Origin of the sequence: Rothia mucilaginosa, from assembly GCF_019334805.1 — a bacterium.
Taxonomy (GTDB): Bacteria; Actinomycetota; Actinomycetes; order Actinomycetales; family Micrococcaceae; genus Rothia; species Rothia mucilaginosa_C.
In genome coordinates this window covers 1,966,318-1,984,841 of the sequence record NZ_CP079822.1, presented here as the reverse complement: position 1 = coordinate 1,984,841, position 18,524 = coordinate 1,966,318, and the positions used below count along the sequence as shown (strand labels likewise).

The 18,524-nt window shown below is 59.3% G+C and carries 11 protein-coding genes and 3 tRNA genes; 6 read left to right on the top strand and 8 right to left on the bottom strand.

The window, feature by feature from the left end; translation table 11 throughout:
- Positions 1-176 precede the first annotated feature (176 nt).
- From LPB405_RS07900 to LPB405_RS07870, 7 genes are all read right to left on the bottom strand, one after another.
- Positions 177-2,930, bottom strand: a complete 2,754-nt coding sequence (locus tag LPB405_RS07900) for an ABC transporter permease (RefSeq protein WP_219101104.1) — start codon at positions 2,928-2,930, stop codon at positions 177-179.
- A gap of 3 nt (positions 2,931-2,933) precedes the next feature.
- Positions 2,934-3,701 carry an ABC transporter ATP-binding protein gene (locus LPB405_RS07895; RefSeq protein WP_049348985.1) on the bottom strand — a complete coding sequence of 256 codons (768 nt, stop codon included), beginning with the start codon at positions 3,699-3,701 and terminating at the stop codon, positions 2,934-2,936.
- A gap of 328 nt (positions 3,702-4,029) precedes the next feature.
- Positions 4,030-5,574, bottom strand: a complete 1,545-nt coding sequence (gene metG, locus LPB405_RS07890; RefSeq protein ID WP_219101102.1) for a methionine--tRNA ligase — start codon at positions 5,572-5,574, stop codon at positions 4,030-4,032.
- A 588-nt stretch (positions 5,575-6,162) separates the two neighbouring features.
- Positions 6,163-6,235: transfer RNA gene (locus tag LPB405_RS07885), tRNA-Lys, on the bottom strand.
- Between the two features lie 212 nt (positions 6,236-6,447).
- Positions 6,448-7,476: a ketol-acid reductoisomerase gene (ilvC, locus tag LPB405_RS07880; RefSeq protein ID WP_005505530.1), complete on the bottom strand. Its 1,029-nt coding sequence runs from the start codon at positions 7,474-7,476 to the stop codon at positions 6,448-6,450.
- 237 nt (positions 7,477-7,713) lie between these two features.
- Positions 7,714-8,214, bottom strand: a complete 501-nt coding sequence (ilvN, locus tag LPB405_RS07875) for an acetolactate synthase small subunit (protein WP_060824598.1) — start codon at positions 8,212-8,214, stop codon at positions 7,714-7,716.
- Complete coding sequence (locus LPB405_RS07870) at positions 8,214-10,016, bottom strand: acetolactate synthase large subunit (protein WP_219101100.1); 1,803 nt, start codon at positions 10,014-10,016, stop codon at positions 8,214-8,216. The genes ilvN and LPB405_RS07870 overlap by 1 nt, the downstream gene beginning before the upstream one ends.
- 462 nt (positions 10,017-10,478) lie before the next feature.
- Between LPB405_RS07870 and LPB405_RS07865 the strand changes: the two genes are divergently transcribed.
- Positions 10,479-11,018: a hypothetical protein gene (locus tag LPB405_RS07865; protein WP_070687540.1), complete on the top strand. Its 540-nt coding sequence runs from the start codon at positions 10,479-10,481 to the stop codon at positions 11,016-11,018.
- A 549-nt stretch (positions 11,019-11,567) separates the two neighbouring features.
- Here LPB405_RS07865 and LPB405_RS07860 read toward each other — a convergent pair.
- Positions 11,568-11,640, bottom strand: a tRNA-Lys gene (locus LPB405_RS07860).
- A 221-nt stretch (positions 11,641-11,861) separates the two neighbouring features.
- Here LPB405_RS07860 and bcp point away from each other — a divergent pair.
- The 5 genes from bcp to LPB405_RS07835 all read left to right on the top strand — a co-directional run bounded on the left by bcp (position 11,862) and on the right by LPB405_RS07835 (position 18,443).
- Positions 11,862-12,338, top strand: coding sequence for a thioredoxin-dependent thiol peroxidase (gene bcp / locus LPB405_RS07855; RefSeq protein WP_219101098.1), 477 nt, complete (start codon positions 11,862-11,864; stop codon positions 12,336-12,338).
- A 200-nt stretch (positions 12,339-12,538) separates the two neighbouring features.
- Positions 12,539-12,619, top strand: a tRNA-Leu gene (locus tag LPB405_RS07850).
- Positions 12,620-12,768: 149 nt separating this feature from the next.
- Positions 12,769-14,967 carry an ABC transporter substrate-binding protein gene (locus LPB405_RS07845; protein WP_219101096.1) on the top strand — a complete coding sequence of 733 codons (2,199 nt, stop codon included), beginning with the start codon at positions 12,769-12,771 and terminating at the stop codon, positions 14,965-14,967.
- Positions 14,968-15,291: 324 nt separating this feature from the next.
- On the top strand, positions 15,292-16,773 hold the full coding sequence (locus LPB405_RS07840; protein WP_219101094.1) for a malate:quinone oxidoreductase: 1,482 nt from the start codon (positions 15,292-15,294) through the stop codon (positions 16,771-16,773).
- A gap of 278 nt (positions 16,774-17,051) precedes the next feature.
- Positions 17,052-18,443, top strand: coding sequence for a YihY/virulence factor BrkB family protein (locus tag LPB405_RS07835; protein ID WP_219101092.1), 1,392 nt, complete (start codon positions 17,052-17,054; stop codon positions 18,441-18,443).
- The last annotated feature ends 81 nt before the right edge of the window (positions 18,444-18,524 follow it).

The following is an 18,524-nucleotide window of genomic DNA, read 5'->3' as shown; positions in this document are numbered from 1 at the left end:
TCATACGCGCAAAGCCATGCTACAGGTCAGCTCCAAGAATCTGAGAGCACAAGCACGACAGACTAGAGGACACAGTGAAGCCCCGGCGGGCGCCTCCTCTCGAGGCACCCTCCGGGGCTCTCTCACGCCGAGTATCCGGGTTCGCCGGGTACTGTAACTATGCCAGATACAGCGGGTTAGCCGCGCATACCCTCAACCGGGGACATGCGAGCCGAACGAGCCGCCGGCAGAGCCGAAGCGAGCATCGCGGCGAGCACACCCACCACGAGGATGACCACGTACCAGACGTACGGCAGGTCAAGCACGAGCGGGGCGGAAGCACTCATGGAAGACATAATAATCTGCGCAGAGAGGCTACCAATCACACCACCGGAAACCATACCGAGTACCACTGCGGCGAGCGTAATCAGAATCGCCTCAATGGAAATCATGCGGCGCAGCTGCTTGCGGGACAGACCCAGCGAGCGGAGCATCGCGTTCTCACGGCGGCGTTCGTTGACAGACAGGGTCATCGTGTTCGCCACACCAATGATGGAGATAACCACTGCGAGCATGAGCATCACCAGGGTAAAGGTCAGCATAACGGTCAGCAGCTGGTCGTAGGTCTGACGTTCCTGCAAGCCACCGGTGAAGGAGCTGTCAGGGCTGGCTCGGTTCAGGTCAGCCTGCAGGGCCGCGTTCTCGCTACTGGTCAGCGGGGAGGCGGCGCGCACCAGAACGACGGTGTCGTTACCGGTTGCCTGGCTGGTGACGGTCAGGTGAGCTGCCTTCGTCTGAGCTTCCTTGTCACCGCTGGCGATTGCTTCTTCCAGGCGCTTCTGAGCTTCCTCAGCGGCAGGGTTGGCAACCTTCTGCGGGTTCTTGGCGTCCTGCAACTTGGCGGCGGTGGCAGGGTTGACAATCAGCAGGTTCTGCTTGGTTGCGGACTTGACGGGCTTGAGTTCCACTTCGCCGAGCGGGCCGTGTGCCTTCAGACGGCTGGACTCATTCAGCCCAGCGGACTTCCAGAGGCCCTGCGGTACGAGCACGGTGTCATCGGCAAGGTTCGAGTTTTCGCCCGGCAGGATTGCCTTCAAATCGGAGGAGCTCAGCGCCACCAGGTCGGAATTCTGGTTGGCGGTCTGTCCCTCGTATTCGACGGTGTAGTCAACCACACCGGCTGCGTAACCGACGGCGGATGCCTGAACGTTCTTAATACCCTTGACCTTGGAGGCGATTTCCTCCGCCTTGGTCACGGTGGAGGTTGCCTCGGACTGGTCATACGAGCTGTACTTTGCCTGCGCAGAAATCGGGTACTGCTGATCCAGGGCTTTGGTCAGCGAGGCGCTCAGCACCGAGTAACCGGTCAGCACAGTCGATACGACCAGGGTACCCACCAGCACGGCACGACCGGTGGAGACGGTGCGCTTGGGCGAACGCAGCGCGTTGGCGAGCGCCAGCTTGCCGGTCTGGGTGCGGGTGACCTTACCGAGGGCACGTACCAGCGGCGGCAGCACCAGCGGGGTGATGAGGAAGACCGCAATACCGAGCAGCAGTGCGGCCCCCATCATGAGGAGGATGGCCTTATTGCCGGCACCCTCACCGGAACCCTGGTTCTGAGCCAGCATAACCAGGCCGATACCTGCGGCACCGAAGACCAGACCCAGGATCGGGCCGACCTTGCCGGGCTTGCGCACCTCAAGGTTGGTGTGCTCGCTCATCGCGCTGATGGGCGAGATGCGCAGGGCGCTTCGTGCCGGGGAGAGCGACGCCAGAACCGTAACGATGGTGCAGATCAGGGTACTGATAATCACCGGGGTGATCGTGTAGGAGATCATGATGGTCGAGACCATGCTTCCCACCAGCATGCCGACCGGGAAGGTCAGCAGTGCACCGATGAGGGAGAACACCACGCCCACGGTAACGGATTCGATGAGTAGCATCCGTACGAGGGAGCCGCCACGGGCACCGAGGGTGCGCAGCAGGGCGAGCTCACGGATGCGCTGGCCGACCAGCACCGCGAAGGTGTTGGAGATGACGAACGAGGAGACCAGCAGAGCCAGTGCCGCGAAGGCGCCCAGGACCACGCTAATGGAGGTGAAGACCGTGGAGATGGTCTTCTGGTAGTCCTCCAGCAACTTCTGACCGGTCATGACTCGCGGGTCGTTCTTGGTGTCGCCGCTGCTGAGGGTATCCTGCAGGCTCTTGAGCTTGGCGTCGGTTACGCCGTCCTTGAACTTGAGGTAGATGAGGTTCGCGCCAGCCATGCTTCGGTAGCCTGCCGCGGAACTCTTGTTTTCTGCCTCAGCTGCCTTCAGGGCGGCTTCGCCGAGGCTGGTGCCACCAATGAAGACAGCCTGATTGGTGGTGGAGCCTTCAAAACCGGGGTCGAACAGACCGACGACGGTGTATTCGGCGGTCTTGTCGGTACCGGGGGCGCTGACGGATTCTACAACGTCGGTGCTGGTGACCTTGCCGTTCAGCGAGAGGTTGTGCTTCTTCGCGAAGTAGGTAGAGACCATGATTTCGTGGTCGCTACCGGGGATTTTGCCCTGCACCTTGTACGGGAAGAGGCTCGAGTCGGCGGGCAGCTGGTTGTACTGCACGAGGGTTTTCTGATCGCCGGTACCGAGCGCGCCCGAAACGGCATACTGAACCCAGTAGCCGGAGAGCAGGTCGCTCTTTTCTACTTTCTGAATCTGGTCACGGGTCAGGTAGATAGAGGTGCTGTCTTTACCGTCGCTGGTTGTAGCGGCGGAGGCGACAACCGCCTCGGCGCGGGAGAGCACGTCACCTACGGAGGAGTTGACGGTCGCCTGCAGCGAGTTGGTGAGCATCATAATGGCGGCGATGAAGAAGGATGAGATCGCGATGCCTATGCCCGTGAGAATGTATTTTCCTTTGGAGGCGCGCAGATTGGAGCGCGCCACCGTGTTCAGTGTGGTTGCCACGGCTTATCGACCTTCCAGCTGTGCCATTGCGCCGAGGACGGCGTCGTAGGTGGGTTCGATCATTTCGCCGGCGACCATGCCGTCCTTGATGAAGACCACGCGGTCTGCGTAGGAGGCGGCGTTTGCGTCGTGGGTGACCATGAGGATGGTCTGTGCGTGATCGGTTGCGGCGGCACGCAGCAGGCGCAGCACCTCGGCGCCGGAGTTGGAGTCGAGGTTACCGGTCGGTTCGTCGGCGAAGACCACTTCGGGGCGTGCGAGCAGTGCACGCACGATGGCGACGCGCTGCTGCTGACCGCCGGAGAGCTGTTCGGGGCGGTGGTCGAGGCGGGTTTCCAGGCCGAGGGTCTTGACCAGGTAGTCACGCCACTGCGGGTCCGGCTTCTTACCGGCAAGACCCAGGGGCAGGTCAATGTTCTGGCCCGCGGTGAGGGTGGGCACCAGGTTGAACGCCTGGAAGATGAAGCCGATGTGTTCGCGGCGGAATTCGGTGAGGGCGTTGTCCTTCAGACCGAAGAGCTCGGTACCGCCAATACGGATGGAGGTTGCCGGGTTCGGGTCGGGGGTGTCCAGGGTTGCGATGGTCTGCATCAGCGTGGACTTACCCGAGCCGGAGGGGCCCATAATGGCGGTGAACTTGCCCTGCTCAAAGTCGACGGAGACGTTGTTGAGGGCGTGGACGGTGGCTTCACCGATGCCGTAGGTTTTGGAAAGGTTTCGTGCGGAGACGGCAGGCTGTGCCGTCTGGGCGTGAGGAGTTGTCGTAGTCATAGTTCAATTATTTCACGCAATGTGGCGCTGACTACTGGGTTTTTCTCATCCTCCAGGTTGATTTTGGTAGGTGTTCACCGACTCTTGACCTGCGGATGCGAAGGCTCCCCACTCATTCCACGGGCTGAAATGAGCTTGAGGAGGGCTGGGCGGGGTACCGGCATCATCCTTAAGTATGAGTGGGGGCTCACTCGGCGTTCTCACCCTGCGTCCTTACCCCGCACCCGTACCTCTAGATAGTGCATGCCAAAAGCCCCCGGCTCCTCCCCCATTCAGGGTTAGGAAGCCGGGAGCTTTCTCACGCTATCCGCTATTGCTGAAGCAGCCGTTATGCCTTGGGTGCTTCGTAGCGGGGGAACACCGGTGCGGGTGCGGGCAGTTCGGTGCCGGGCACGAGCGCGGTGCCGAGGGCTGCGAACTGGCGTGCGTCACCTTCGGGTACGCCGAGCAGGGTCAGCAGCTTGGCGGTCGAGTCGGGCATGACGGGCTGCAGCAGCAGGGCGACCTGGCGTACAACCTCAAGGGTTACGTACAGCACGGTGTTCATGCGGTCGAGTTCGCCGTTCTTGCGCAGGGTCCAGGGTTCCTGCTCTGCGAAGTAGGCGTTGGTGTCTGCGAGGACGGTCCAGATGCGTTCCAAAGCGCGGTGGAATGCCTGCTCGTCGAAGTCTGCACGGACGGGCTCGTAGAGGGCTGCCGCCTGGTCGAGGATCTGGCGGTCGGCTTCGGTGAATTCGCCGTGGGTGGGGACGGCGCCACCGCAGTTCTTGGCGACCATGGACAGGGAACGCTGGGCAAGGTTGCCGAGGTTGTTTGCCAGGTCGGAGTTGATGCGGTTGATGATGGACTCTTCGGAGTAGGAGCCATCCTGGCCGAAGGACACTTCACGCATGAGGAAGAAGCGGACGGCATCCAAGCCGAATGCGTTGACAAGGTTTGCGGGGTCGACGACGTTACCGACGGACTTGGACATCTTCTCGCCGTTGACGAGCAGGAAGCCGTGGCCGAACACGCGCTTGGGCAGTTCGATTCCGGCAGACCACAGGAATGCGGGCCAGTAGATGGAGTGGAATCGGGTGATGTCCTTACCGATGAGGTGCAGGTCAGCGGGCCAGTACTTGGCGAACAGTTCGTTGTCGGTGTCGGGGTAGCCGAGGCCGGTGATGTAGTTGGTGAGGGCGTCGACCCACACGTACATGACGTGCTTGTCGTTGCCGGGTACGGGTACGCCCCAGTCGAAGGTGGTGCGGGAGATGGACAGGTCGTTGAGGCCGCCCTTGACGAAGGAAATCAGTTCGTTGCGGCGGGATTCGGGGTAGACGAAGCCTTCGTTGGCGTAGAGTTCGAGGAGCTTGTCGCCGTACTTGGAGAGGCGGAAGAAGTAGGATTCTTCTTCGGTCCATTCGACTTCGGTGCCGGTGGCGATGGCGTAGCGCTGGCCGTCGCGTACTTCGGTTTCGTCTTCTGCGTAGTAGGCTTCGTCGCGTACGGAGTACCAGCCGGCGTACTTGTCGAGGTAGATGTCGCCGTTTTCTTCCATGCGCTTCCAGATGGCCTGGGATGCGACATAGTGGTCGGGGTCGGTGGTGCGGATGAAGCGGTCGTAGCTGATGTTCAGCGCGTCGTTCATTGCTTTGAAGCGTGCGGAGTTCTCGTCGGCGAGTTCCTTAGCGGTCTTACCGAGCTTTTCGGCGGTGGTCTGCATCTTCTGGCCGTGCTCGTCGGTGCCGGTCATGAAGCGCACGTCGAAGCCGTCGAGGCGCTTGAAGCGGGCTAGCACGTCGGCTGCGATGGTTTCGTAGGCGTGGCCGATGTGCGGGTTGCCATTGGGGTAGGAGATGGCGGTGGTGATGTAGAACGGAGTTGCAGTCATAACTTTCAGTTTACCGCAGTATTAGGCGAGGCTCTCACCGGGGTTACACTCTGATACGCGGTGGCTCATTGTTTGCGGGTGGAGGCTGCCACCAGGCAACAGGCTAAACCGCGACAGCCCTCCCCCGCCCCAGTTCGCTAGGCACGGGGCACACACGAAACCCCCGCGAATCCACCGCAACCCCGGCGGGATTAGCTCGAGGTTCGGCACCCTCCTCGTTCCTACAGGGGCACCCGCCCTCGCTTCGCTTCGGGCACCCTGATGTCACTACGGAGGCCACCGAAACCTCCACGCACCCGCCTAACCGGTGCAGCTACATTTTCCGGAAGCGCCCTCAGGGTGTCACACGGACGCTCTTCCGCAGCGAAGCAAGGAAAGAGCGGAGCGTCCGGGTGACGGGTGCCCCTGCGTAGGCGCGGAGGAAACATGTAGCGCACCCCCGCAGTCTTAGGAGACGCGAGGTACCCACCCACCCCACCCCTGCAGGAACGAGGACGAACACCGATTCCTCAACCCATGAAGACTGCTTTTCAAGGGGAACGCAAAAATCCCGCCGATTCCGAAGAATCAGCGGGATTTTCTTTAATGTGCGCCCCCTGGGACTCGAACCCAGAACCCATTGATTAAGAGTCAATTGCTCTGCCAATTGAGCTAGAGGCGCTTATTTTGTTTTTGCGGGTTTCCCTTGCAACAAGTAAATACTATACGGCATTCTTCAACCGCCCGCAACTTGATTGAGCATGAACTGCATCACATATTTGACGGGTGTTGCCGTTCAGCCTGAAAACACAAGAATCCGGCGCCCACCTCCTCCCCTGTGCGGGATGAGAGGTGGAACGCCGGATTCTTAGAAAGCTATTGCTGAGCTACCGTTTAGCGAGCGACGGAGCCTTCGGTGTAGTCGTCGTCAGCGGTGTTCCAGGAGAACAGCTCGCGCAGCTTGCGGCCGGTTGCCTCGATGGGGTGTGCCTCGCCCTTTGCGCGCAGTTCCTTGAACTCGGGTGCGCCTGCAGCCTGGTCTTCCATGAAGCGCTTTGCGAAGTTGCCGTTCTGGATGTCTGCCAGGACAGCCTTCATGTTTTCCTTGACCTCGGGGGAGATTACGCGGGGGCCGGAGACGTAGTCGCCGTACTCTGCGGTGTCGGAGATGGACCAACGCTGCTTAGCGATGCCGCCTTCGATCATCAGGTCAACGATGAGCTTGAGCTCGTGCAGAACCTCGAAGTACGCGATTTCGGGCTGGTAGCCAGCCTCGGTCAGGACCTCGAAGCCGTACTGGACGAGCTGGGAGGTGGAGCCACAGAGGACTGCCTGCTCGCCGAACAGGTCGGACTCGGTCTCTTCGGTGAAGGTGGTCTTGATGACGCCTGCGCGGGTTGCGCCCAGTGCCTTTGCGTAGGACAGTGCCAGTGCGAGTGCTTCGCCGGATGCGTCCTTCTCGACTGCGACCAGGGCGGGAACGCCGCGGCCTGCTTCGTATTCGCGGCGGACGGTGTGGCCGGGGCCCTTGGGGGCGACCATTGCCACGTCGACACCCTCGGGTGCGGTGATGTAGCCGAAGCGGATGTTGAAGCCGTGTGCGAAGAACAGTGCGTTGCCGGGCTTGAGGTTCGGCTCGATGCTCTCTGCGTAGACCTTTGCCTGGACCTGGTCCGGGGTCAGGATCATGATGACGTCTGCTTCTGCTGCTGCTTCTGCGACGGTTGCGACGCGCAGGCCTTCTGCCTCAGCCTTGGCACGGGACTTGGAGCCCTCGGACAGACCGACGATGACCTTCACGCCGGAGTCACGCAGGTTCAGTGCGTGTGCGTGGCCCTGGGAGCCGTAACCGATAACTGCTACGGTGCGGCCCTGGATCAGGGAGAGGTCTGCGTCGTCGTTGTAGAAAATGGTTGCTGCCATTTCTTCTCCTCAGTAAGTTTGGTATGCGGCCCAGGCTGGGCTCAACATTGACTATTCTACTTGATAGCTGTTTAGTTGCGGGCTGTCGAGATTACTTCTCAGCATCTGAAGTATCCGGAAGGTCTGTGAGCCCATAGGGGCGGGTATCGCATCGCTGCCGGTTTTCCCGGTTGTGGCGGTGCGATACCCGTCGCTATTTCCCGCTGGTGCGGGGTTGGCGTGGCACCCCGGTGGGTGTTAGATGCGTTCGCTCATGGCGCGGGGGCCACGTGCCAGGCCGATGGTGCCTGCGCGAACGATTTCGCGAACGCCGTAGGGTTCCAAAACGTCCAGCAGTGCGTTGAGCTTCTCCTCGGAACCGGTTGCTTCAATAACAACGGACTCGGGGGAAACGTCGATCACGGATGCACGGAACAGGTCTGCTGCCTGAACGATCTGCAGGCGTGCTACTGCGTCTGCCTTGACCTTGATCAGGATGTGGCCGCGGCGGGTGGAGGAGTCGGCGGGAAGCTCGACGACCTTCAGCACGTGAACGAGCTTGTTCAGCTGCTTGGTAATCTGCTCGATGGTGTGGGCGTCTCCTTCGGTCACGACGGTGATGCGGGAGACACCGGGGTTTTCGGTGGGGCCCACAGCCAGGGAGAGGATGTTGAACAGTCGGCGGGAGAACAGACCGGAGACGCGGGTGAGAACGCCCGGCTTATCTTCTACCAGAACGGACAGAGTGTGCTGAGACATTAGTTCTCTTCCTCACGATCGAACTCGGGCGAAGTGTTCTTCGCAATCCAAATCTTGTCATTAGATACGCCTGCCGGGACCATGGGCCAGACCAGGGCGTGGGGGCTGACGGTGAAGTCAATGACGACGGGGCGGTCGTTGATTTCGAGGGCAGCCTTAATGGTGGCGTCCACATCCTCGTCGCGCTCGCAACGGAAGGTTGCGCAGCCGTATGCTTCGCCGAGCTTGACGAAGTCGGGGATACGTACGGTGCCGTGGCCATCCTTCAGGTCGGTGTTGGAGTAGCGCTCGTTGTAGAACAGAGTCTGCCACTGGCGCACCATGCCGAGGGAGGAGTTGTTGATGATGGCAACCTTGACGGGGATGTTGTTCTGTGCGCAGGTGACCAGTTCCTGGTTGGTCATCTGGAAGCAACCGTCGCCGTCGATAATCCACACGGTGGAGTCGGGGTGTGCGACCTTAGCACCCATACCTGCGGGAACGCCGTAGCCCATGGTGCCGAGGCCTGCGGAGCTAATGAAGTGGCGGGGGCTCTCCTGCTGAATGTAGTGTGCACCCCACATCTGGTGCTGACCAACACCGGTGACGTAGTATGCGTCAGGGCCGGTCAGAGCACTAATACGCTCGAGGACGTACTCAGGCGAGCCGAGGCCATCGTTGGGCTTCTCGTAGCCGAGCGGGTAATCCTTGCGGATGACGTTCAGCTCGTTCCACCATTCGGTGAGGTTCGGCAGCTGGTCTGCGAACTCGGTGGAGAGCAGGTCGGTCAGCTCGGGCAGGACGTACTTGAGGTCGCCGACGATCGGCACGTCTGCGAAGCGGATCTTCGAGATTTCTGCCGGGTCAACGTCAATGTGGATGACCTTAGCTTCGGGTGCGAAGGAGTCGAGCTTACCGGTGACGCGGTCGTCGAAGCGTGCGCCGAGGGTGATGAGCAGGTCAGACTTCTGCATTGCGGCGACGGCGGGGACGGTGCCGTGCATACCGGGCATGCCGAGGTTCTGCGGGTCAGAGTCGGGGAACGCGCCGATAGCGTTCAGGGTGGTGACGACGGGTGCGCCGATGAGCTTAGCCAGCTTGTGGAACTCTTCGGAAGCACCTGCGCGGACCAGACCACCGCCGACGTAGAAGACGGGGCGCTTGGATTCGGTGATGAACTTTGCAGCTTCGTGAATCTGCTTGGAGTGGCCGCGGGTGACGGGGGTGTAGCCGCGCAGCTCCAGGTCTTCGGGGATGCCGCGGTATTCCATCATGCCGACCTGTGCGTCCTTGGTGACGTCCACGAGCACGGGGCCGGGGCGGCCGGTGGATGCAATGTGGAATGCTGCAGCCAGTGCGCGGGGGATGTCCTGCGGGTCGGTGATCATGAAGGAGTGCTTGGAGATGGGCATCGCCATGCCGACGATGTCAGCTTCCTGGAATGCGTCAGAGCCGAGCAGCGCGGTGGATACCTGGCCGGTGATTGCGACGAGGGGGACGGAGTCCATGTTTGCGTCTGCGATTGCGGTCAGCAGGTTGGTTGCGCCGGGGCCGGAGGTTGCGATGCACACGCCGGTCTTGCCGCTGGACACTGCGTAGCCCTGGGCTGCGTGGCCTGCGCCCTGCTCGTGGCGGACCAGGATGTGGCGGACCTTCTTGGAGTCGTACAGGGGGTCATAGGTCGGCAGAATAGCTCCACCAGGCAGGCCGAATACGTCAGTCACACCCAGGTCTTCGAGGGTGCGGACGATTGCCTGAGAACCGGTCATGCGTTCTACGGGAGCGTTTGCCGCGTCATCAGAAGTGGAAAATCCCATGGTCATGGAAATGCCTCGTGTCTTAATGGTTCTTCGTTGTACTCAATGTTCTGCGTGGGTGTTGTGTGATCCGCACGCATCCTATGCCCGGGGGTACCAAGCTATAAAAAATGCCCCTCGCTGTTGGTGGTAGCGGTAGGGGCGCTCAGTCGCAGTGAATTGACCCTGCCACTCGCCCTAGGCGACGTCGACAAGGTTTAGAATTCGCTGGTACATTGCTGTCTTCACCCTTCTATGGTGAAGCCCGGGGCGGGGGTGAGTCAAATCTCTATGGGGTGTCGTGGTGGTTTTTACATGGAAACCCCCTAGTCAACCTTCTTCTTTCATGATGTGGACACATTGCACTTGTTTACACATTCCCACGTATTCATTTGAACAGGTGAGAAAAACTCGCATTTTTGGACGTCATGGCGCGTAATATGCGCGAATACTCGTGACCTTCGTTGGTTGCCCCGGTAGACTGAAACTATGACCGAACCGATCATCCCGGTCGCTGATGAGCTGACCGAAGCAAGTAAGTACGCAGAGGTTGTTGACCCCCGTAACTCTGTTGAGAGTGACGTGTTTTTGACGGGTGAGGAACTCATTCGGGTTCTGCACCCGGTTTTTGACGAGCAGATTATTAATTACGGTGCATACAATTTGGTGTATGCGACGGGCCGTGCGGTTTACCGTAATCCTGATTTGGCGTTGCATCAGTCTCCTGATCAGGGGCATTTTATTGTTGGGTATCAGGATGCGCCTGATGAGGTGATTATTGCTCCGGTGAATTTGCCGGCATTGACGCCTGCGGGTACGGCGACGACGATTGATAATACGAATGCTCTGCATGCGTATCGTGTGGGTGATGATGCGGTGACAATCGAGTCGGTGAATGGTAGCTCGTTTTATCTGTCGTTTGAGGATAATGCTGAGGTTGCGACTCGCTTTGGCACTGGACTTTTGGAGCAGGGTAAGGATGTGGAGGATTTCCGCGAGTTTGTGACGCGGATTTGGCCGGTCCTGTAATTGAGACTTTTCGTGTGGAAAGCCCGCCGCAACCCTTTGGGGTTGCGGCGGGCTTTCGCATGCCTACACCCGGCTATGTTGGACGCTTGAGGGGCGGTGCACGTCCTCGCTCCTACAGGGGCACCCGCCCTCGCTTCGCTTCGGGCACCCTGATGTCGCTACGGACGACACCGACGCCTCTGCGCGCAACTGACTAGCTACCTCGCAAGAGGCAAAAAGCGACAGCTCTCCCCCGCCCACACGCAAAACACCAACCACCAAGCAACAGGCCAAAAAGGCGACAGCCCTCCCCCGCCACAGTTCGCTAGGCACGGGGCGCACACGAAACCCCCGCGCACCCCAACGAACCGGCGGGATTCCACGAACCCCTGAACCACAGACACACAGGGGTATAGATATTCCCCGCCGCGACATCAGGGTGTCCGAGCTCTGCGAGGACAGGTCCCCTGTAGGAGCAAGGGGAAATATCTACACCCCCTCAAAACTGTATTCACGAGGGAACGCAAAAATCCCGCCGATTCCGAAGAATCAGCGGGATTTTCTTTGAAGTGCGCCCCCTGGGACTCGAACCCAGAACCCATTGATTAAGAGTCAATTGCTCTGCCAATTGAGCTAGAGGCGCTTATTTGTTTTTCAAGGTTTCCCTTGCAACAGAAAAATACTATACACGAGTTTTTGTGGTGCGCGCAAGTCGAAATAGGGTGAGCCTGGACACATTATTTGGGTGGGGTGTGTGGGACACTAGACTGTGTGTATTGCATGGGGCGCGTCCGCCCTTGGTACTGTGTGGGGCGCATCCGCCGCTCCCCTGCTGATTTCTATTGATGTTTTGAGGAGTTATTGATGAGTGTTCGTCTTGAGCCGGGTACCCCGGCACCTGCTTTTTCGCTGGTTGATTCGGCTGGTGTTACTCATAGTTTGAGTGATTATGCGGGCAGTAAGGTGATTTTGTATTTTTATCCGAAGGCTTCGACTCCGGGTTGCACGAAGGAGGCGTGCGATTTCCGCGATAATTTGGCGTCGTTGAAGTCGTTGGGTTACGTGGTGTTGGGTGTTTCTCCGGACTCGCCGGCGGCTATTGCTCGTTTTGTGGAGAAGGAGTCGTTGACGTTCCCGCTGCTGTCTGATGCTGATCATGCGGTGGCTGAGGCGTATGGTGCGTGGGGTGAGAAGAAGAATTACGGCAGGGTGTATGAGGGTCTGATTCGTTCGACGTTTGTGATTGATGAGCAGGGTGTTGTTGCTTTGGCTCAGTACAATGTGCGTGCGACGGGTCATGTGGCTAAGCTGCGTCGTGATTTGGGTATTGACCCGAAGTAGGGTCGTGTTTTCTGTGCTCGGGTAGCGCGAGGGGCGGCGGCGCTGTGTAGCACCTCCGTGTGGGGGTTGCTGTGCGGCGTGTTTGCGGACTTTTTGCCCTATGGGGGCTGCTTTTAAGGCTTGGAGAACCTTGGTTCCTGGTGTACACTAATTTTTTGTTGCCTCAGACGCATGCATCTTCGGATGTGGGGTGACACTGCGCGCGAGTGGTGAAATTGGCAGACACGCAGGATTTAGGTTCCTGTGCCTTATGGCGTGGGGGTTCAAGTCCCCCTCGCGCACACACATTTACATTGGGCCCGCCGTCACGGTTTTCGTGGCGGCGGGTTTTCTTGTATGTGCCTTACCGGGGTGGGTGTGTCTCGCCCGGTTGGGTGTTGAACCGTTATCCTGAGAGATAAGCATCCGCGACGGAAGAGAGGACCCTCCCGTGCAGCATCAGCCTTATGCATCGTCAGCTGTTGGCAATTCTGATGCGCTGCTTCGAGCCACTGTCGGCTCGAGTGGCTTGAGTCGACGCGCCGTTTTGCGTTTTGGCGCACTTTTTAGTGCTGGTTTGGCGCTTTCTGCGTGTTCTGGTCAGTCTTCTGCTGGTTCGTCTGCTGGGTCTTCGGCGAGTGCGTCGTCTGCTGATGCGCGTCGTGTGTTCCGTTTTGCGCAGGGTGCGGCGCCGTTGGGTTTGGATCCGGCGTTGTTTCCTGTGGCGAGTACGTATCAGGTGACGGCGCAGGTTTTGCAGACGTTGTTGGTGGCGAATCATTACACGGGTGATCCTGAGGTTCAGGATTCTTTGTGTACTGAGTGGACGGTTTCTGATGACCGTTTGGTGCATACGTTTGTGTTGCGTGAGGCGCATTTTAGTAACGGTTCTGCGTTGACTGCGGATGCTGTGGTGCAGAATTTCCAGAGGTGGCAGGCGTTGGCTACGGGTGAGGGTACTGCAGCTCATGCGGTGCCTGCTCAGCCTTTGTTTGCGTGGGGTTTTGGTGTGCCGAAGCCGGGTTCTATTGATCCTTCGGCGGTGGAGCCTGCGCCTGTTCAGGCGTCTCCGTCGGGTGCGACGACTCCGTCAGCAAGTGCTTCCCCGTCTGCTTCTGCGAGTGCTTCTGAGACCGCCTCCCCGAGCACTTCCCCGTCGGCTTCTGCTTCTTCTGATGCCGCTACCCCGAGCGCCTCTGCGAGCGCTTCTGATGCTGCACATCCGGGCGATAAGAAGACCAGCAAGAAGGCGGATGCTCAGTCGTCTGCGGTGCAGTCGTTCTTGCCGCTGGTTTCGTCGGTGGTGGCGAAGGGTAACTCTGTGGTGGTGACGCTGTCGCGTCCTTCACTGGCGTTCCCGCGTATCTTGACGCAGCAGGCGTTCGGCATTATTGACCCGTCGCTGTTTGGTTCTGATCAGAAGTTGACGGGTAACCCGGTGGGTACGGGTGCGTTCCTTGTGGATTCTTTCAAGGACGGCACGGTGCGTCTGCTGAAGAATACTCATTTTGACGGTCAGGCGCCTGAGCTGGATGAGATTCAGATTTCGACCCTCACGTCGTCGGATAAGCGTTATTTTGCGCTGATGGAGGGTCATATTGATGCGTGTGATCAGGTGAATTCTTCTGATCTGGGTCAGTTGGCGCGTGATGGTTATCAGACGCCGGGCCGTGACCCGTTCTCGTTGGTGTATTTGAGCCTGAATACGGCGCATCCGGTGTTGAAGAATATTTCGGTGCGTCGCGCTATTTCGCATGCGGTGGATCGTGGCGCGCTGCGTCAGTATTACCCGCAGGGCACCTCGGATGCGCAGACGCTGATTTCGCCGTCGTTCCGCATTAAGGCTGATGACGCGAAGGATTACACGGACCGCAATCAGGATATGGCGCGCTCGCTGCTGGCGACGGCTGGGTACGACAATCAGGTGATTGAGTGCTACTACCCTGCTGACGTTTCTCTGCCGTGGATGGATACTCCTCAGAAGGTGTATTCGGAGATGGTGGCTTCGCTGATTGAGGTGGGTTTGAATATTAAGCCGGTGCCTCTGCCGTGGGCTGAGTATCTGCCGAAGAGCCGCGAGGTTTCTTCTGAACGCGGTATTACGCTGGCCGGTTTCTACGGCATGTACCGTGACCCGTACGCATTCTTTGGCCCGGTGTTGGCGCCGCTGATTGCTGAGCATCAGGTGCGTTCGTTGATTGCGAATGCGCCGTCGGATATGACGACTGGTTTGACGAAGAAGAGTTCTGATGTGCCGTCGTCGGGTGGTGCGAATTCGAATGTGCGGATTTCTGCGACTCCGAGCCCGCAGCCGAGTTATTCGCCGGACCCGTTGACGCCTGAGGAGGAGGCTTCGGCTTCTGCTTCGCCGAGCCCGTCGGCGTCGCCTTCGCCGCAGCCTACTGCTGTGGCGGTTGCGCCGTCGCCTCGTTTTACGGAGATTTTGGAGGCGATTCGTACCGCGGATTCTGCCGATTCGGTGGATTCGCAGCGCGAGTTGTATGCGAAGGTTGTGTCTCAGCTGGGTCAGTTCATGCCGGCGGTTCCGTTGCTGAATGTGACGTCGAAGGTGGCGGTGAGCCGTGAGGTTCAGGGCTATCAGACGGAGCAGAATGCGATTGAGCTGTTCGGTAAGCTGCGCAAGTCGTAGCCTGCGTTTTTAGCTTTTGCGGAAAGGGGTGCATCCCGATTGGGGTGCGCCCCTTTCGCCGTGTTTGGGGCTTTCGTGGGGCTTTCGGTGAGCGGGTGGGCGGGTATTTCTGGAGCTGCTTTCGGGTTGTTGCCGGCGGGTGTAGCAAATGCATGCGATTACGGGTCTTTTCGACCCTAAGAGATTTATTGATATGAACTGCAACACTCTCTCTCGTTTTGTGGATTCTGACTATGCCAACCCCACTAAAAGGGGTAGGCTAGATGATGTACCCCACATTCACTGTGCCCAGGCCGGGCACCCGCACCCCTAAGGGAGAATTCAGTGGTAGCACGTACTGAACGAACCGACGTCGTCCTGGTCGGCGGCGGCATCATGAGCGCCACCCTCGGCGTGTTCCTCAAGGAACTCGAACCGACCTGGAATATTATCCTGCTCGAACGCCTCGACAAGGCCGCTCAGGAATCCTCCAATCCCTGGAACAACGCAGGTACCGGCCACTCGGCACTGTGCGAACTCAACTACGCACCCGCTGGCCCCGACGGCACCGTCTCGGCAGCTAAGGCGCTGAACATTAACGAGCAGTTCCAGATTTCCCGCCAGTTCTGGGCATCCCTGGTTGAAGAGAAGATTCTGGGCAACGCAGACTTCATTAACCCGGTCCCCCACATGTCCCTGGTCTTCGGTGAGGACCACTCCAAGTACCTGGCAGCACGCTACGATTCCTTCCGCAAGGAGAAGCTCTTCGAGCGCATGGAATTCTCCACCGAGCGCGAGAAGATTGGCGAGTGGGCACCGCTGACCGTCAACGGCCGCAAGGGTAACGACCCGATCGCAGCGACCTGGTCCCCCGAAGGTACCGACGTTGACTTCGGCGCCCTCACCCAGCAGATGATTGACCACCTGCAGACCAAGGGCGTTGAGGTTCGCTACGGCTACCAGGTCACCAACCTGAACCGCGAGTCCAACGGCTCCTGGACCATTGACGCTATCAACCGCATCAACAAGGAAGAGCCGCTGACCATCAACGCGAAATTCGTCTTCCTGGGTGCCGGCGGTGGCGCTCTGCACCTGCTGCAGAAGTCCGGCATTGAAGAGGGTAAGGGCTACGGCGGCTTCCCCGTCTCCGGCCTGTTCCTGCGCAACACCCACGAGGCAACCGCAAACCAGCACAACGCAAAAGTGTACGGTCAGGCTTCGGTGGGCGCACCTCCCATGTCTGTTCCCCACCTGGACACCCGCTACGTGGACGGCAAGCGCGCCCTCATGTTCGGCCCCTACGCTGGTTTCAAGACGAACTTCTTGAAGCAGGGTTCCCTGCTGGACCTGCCGCTGTCCCTGCGCCCGCACAACATCTACCCGATGACCCGTGCAGGTCTGGATAACTTCTCCCTGGTCAAGTACCTGCTCTCCGAGCTGGTCAAGGACAAGAACGCACGCCTCGAATCGCTGTACCAGTACTACCCCGAGGCTAACGGCGGCGAGTGGGAGCTCATCGAGGCCGGCCAGCGCGTCCAGATTATGAAGAAGGACGCGAAGAAGGGCGGCATCCTGCAGTTCGGTACCGAAGTTGTTTCTGCAGCTGACGGTTCCATTGCGGCTCTGCTGGGTGCATCCCCCGGTGCTTCTACCGCGGCTCCGATTATGCTGAACCTGCTCAAGCAGTGCTTCCCCGCCAAGATGGCTGGCTGGGAGCCTCGCCTGAAGGAGCTCATCCCCGGTTACGGTGTGAAGCTCAACGATAACCACGACCTGGCTGATGAGGTTATGGCTCACACCGCTAAGGTTCTGGGTATTCACAACTAGTTTTCAGCTAGTCGATAACAGTATCCGACAAGGCTTTTTGAAGCTTTTCGGAGCGGCGACCCTCTCTAATTGACCAACAGGTCAAGTATCTGCACTCGCAGAAAAATGCGGGAGGGTTAGAAAACCCTATAATGTCACCGCAGGGGCGGGAAGGACAGCTCATTGTTCTCCCCGCCCCTTCTGTGCACCCACACGCTGAAACCCGCACGCTGAAACCCGCATGCTAAAGCTAACAGGCGCACCACTGTGTAACACTCCCACTCATTCAAGGAGCCCCATTGGCTGCACACACCGGCTCTTCCACGGACACCTCCTCAACCACGGTGTCCGCCGGAGCTCGACGCGGACTCTTCTCCCGTAAGAAGAAGCCCGCAGCCCCCAAGTACGCAAGCGTGAAACTACGCGACTTCCCCAAGGGCAGCATCCTCTACATCCTGCGCTGTGCCATCTTCAAGTTCGGCGTAAATGGCGCAAGCGACATGGCGGCAGCACTCACCTACTTCACCGTGCTGTCCATCTTCCCCGCCCTGCTGGCGATCGTCTCGCTACTGGGTGTGTTTGGGCACGGTGAGGAAAGTGCCGCGGTCATCCTCTCCTTCCTCAAGGACAACGCCCCGGCACAGATGTACGCCATTATGGAAGACCCCATCAAGCAGATTACCGGCGACCATGGCGCAGGCCTGGTGCTGTTGACCGGTATCCTCAGTGCGATCTGGTCCGCCTCCGGGTACACCGGATCCTTCGGCCGAGCACTCAACACCGTCTACGGTGTGCGTGAAGGCCGCCCCGGCTGGTTGCTCAAGCCCATCAACGTGCTCGTCACCGCTGTGCTCATCATCCTCGTGGTACTCATGATTCTGATGATGTTGCTGGGCGTAACCGTCCTCGATTTGATCGGTCAGTACGTACCCGAAACCGTGGACATGGAGCTCATCAAGCTCCTCTGGCTCAACGGCCGTTGGGTGCTGATTCTGCTCATGGCAATCGGCCTAATTACCCTGCTCTACTCCACCACCCCGAATGTTCGCCGTTTCAAGCCGTGGAAGCTCTCCCCCGGCGCGGCGCTGGCACTCTTCGGTATGGGTCTGGGCGGTTTCGGCTTCACTCTCTACGCCAATAACTTCAGCAAATACAACGCCACCTACGGTCTGATCGGTGGTGTAATCGTGATGCTACTGTTCATCTGGATTATGAACAATATGCTGCTCTTCGGCGCGCATCTGGACGCCGAAATCATGCTCATGCGCCAAATCATTGCCGGCGAAGACGACCATGGCCACTTGAAGATTCAGCCTCGTCAGACTTCCGCTTCCCGCGCAATGAAGGCACGCCAGGAGCGGCTCATGTCTGCAGGACGCGAACTGCAGCAGCAGGCGGTCGGCCAGGGCATGCTCCCCAAGCCGAAGGGCCCTTCCGTAGCACAACGCGTGCAGAAGGCGGTGGATACCAACACCACCATGATTCGCACGCTCATTGCCGACGGTAAGGAGCGCATTGAAAACGGCAAGGAGCAAAGCGGTAAGGAACAAAAGCAGGCGAAGGCCGACACCAAGGCGAAGGCAGACGCCACGGCGGAAGCCGCCGAATCTAAGGCGAAGACTGACTCTCAGCAGCAGGCGCTCTTCGACCCGGGCACCGATAAGTCCACCGGTGCGGCACAGAAGAACTAAGCGGCAGCTCAGCTGAGCGCGTATCGCCTCAACCTTTCAAGGGCGTGGGACAGAAATCCCGCGCTGGTCACTAAGATAGAC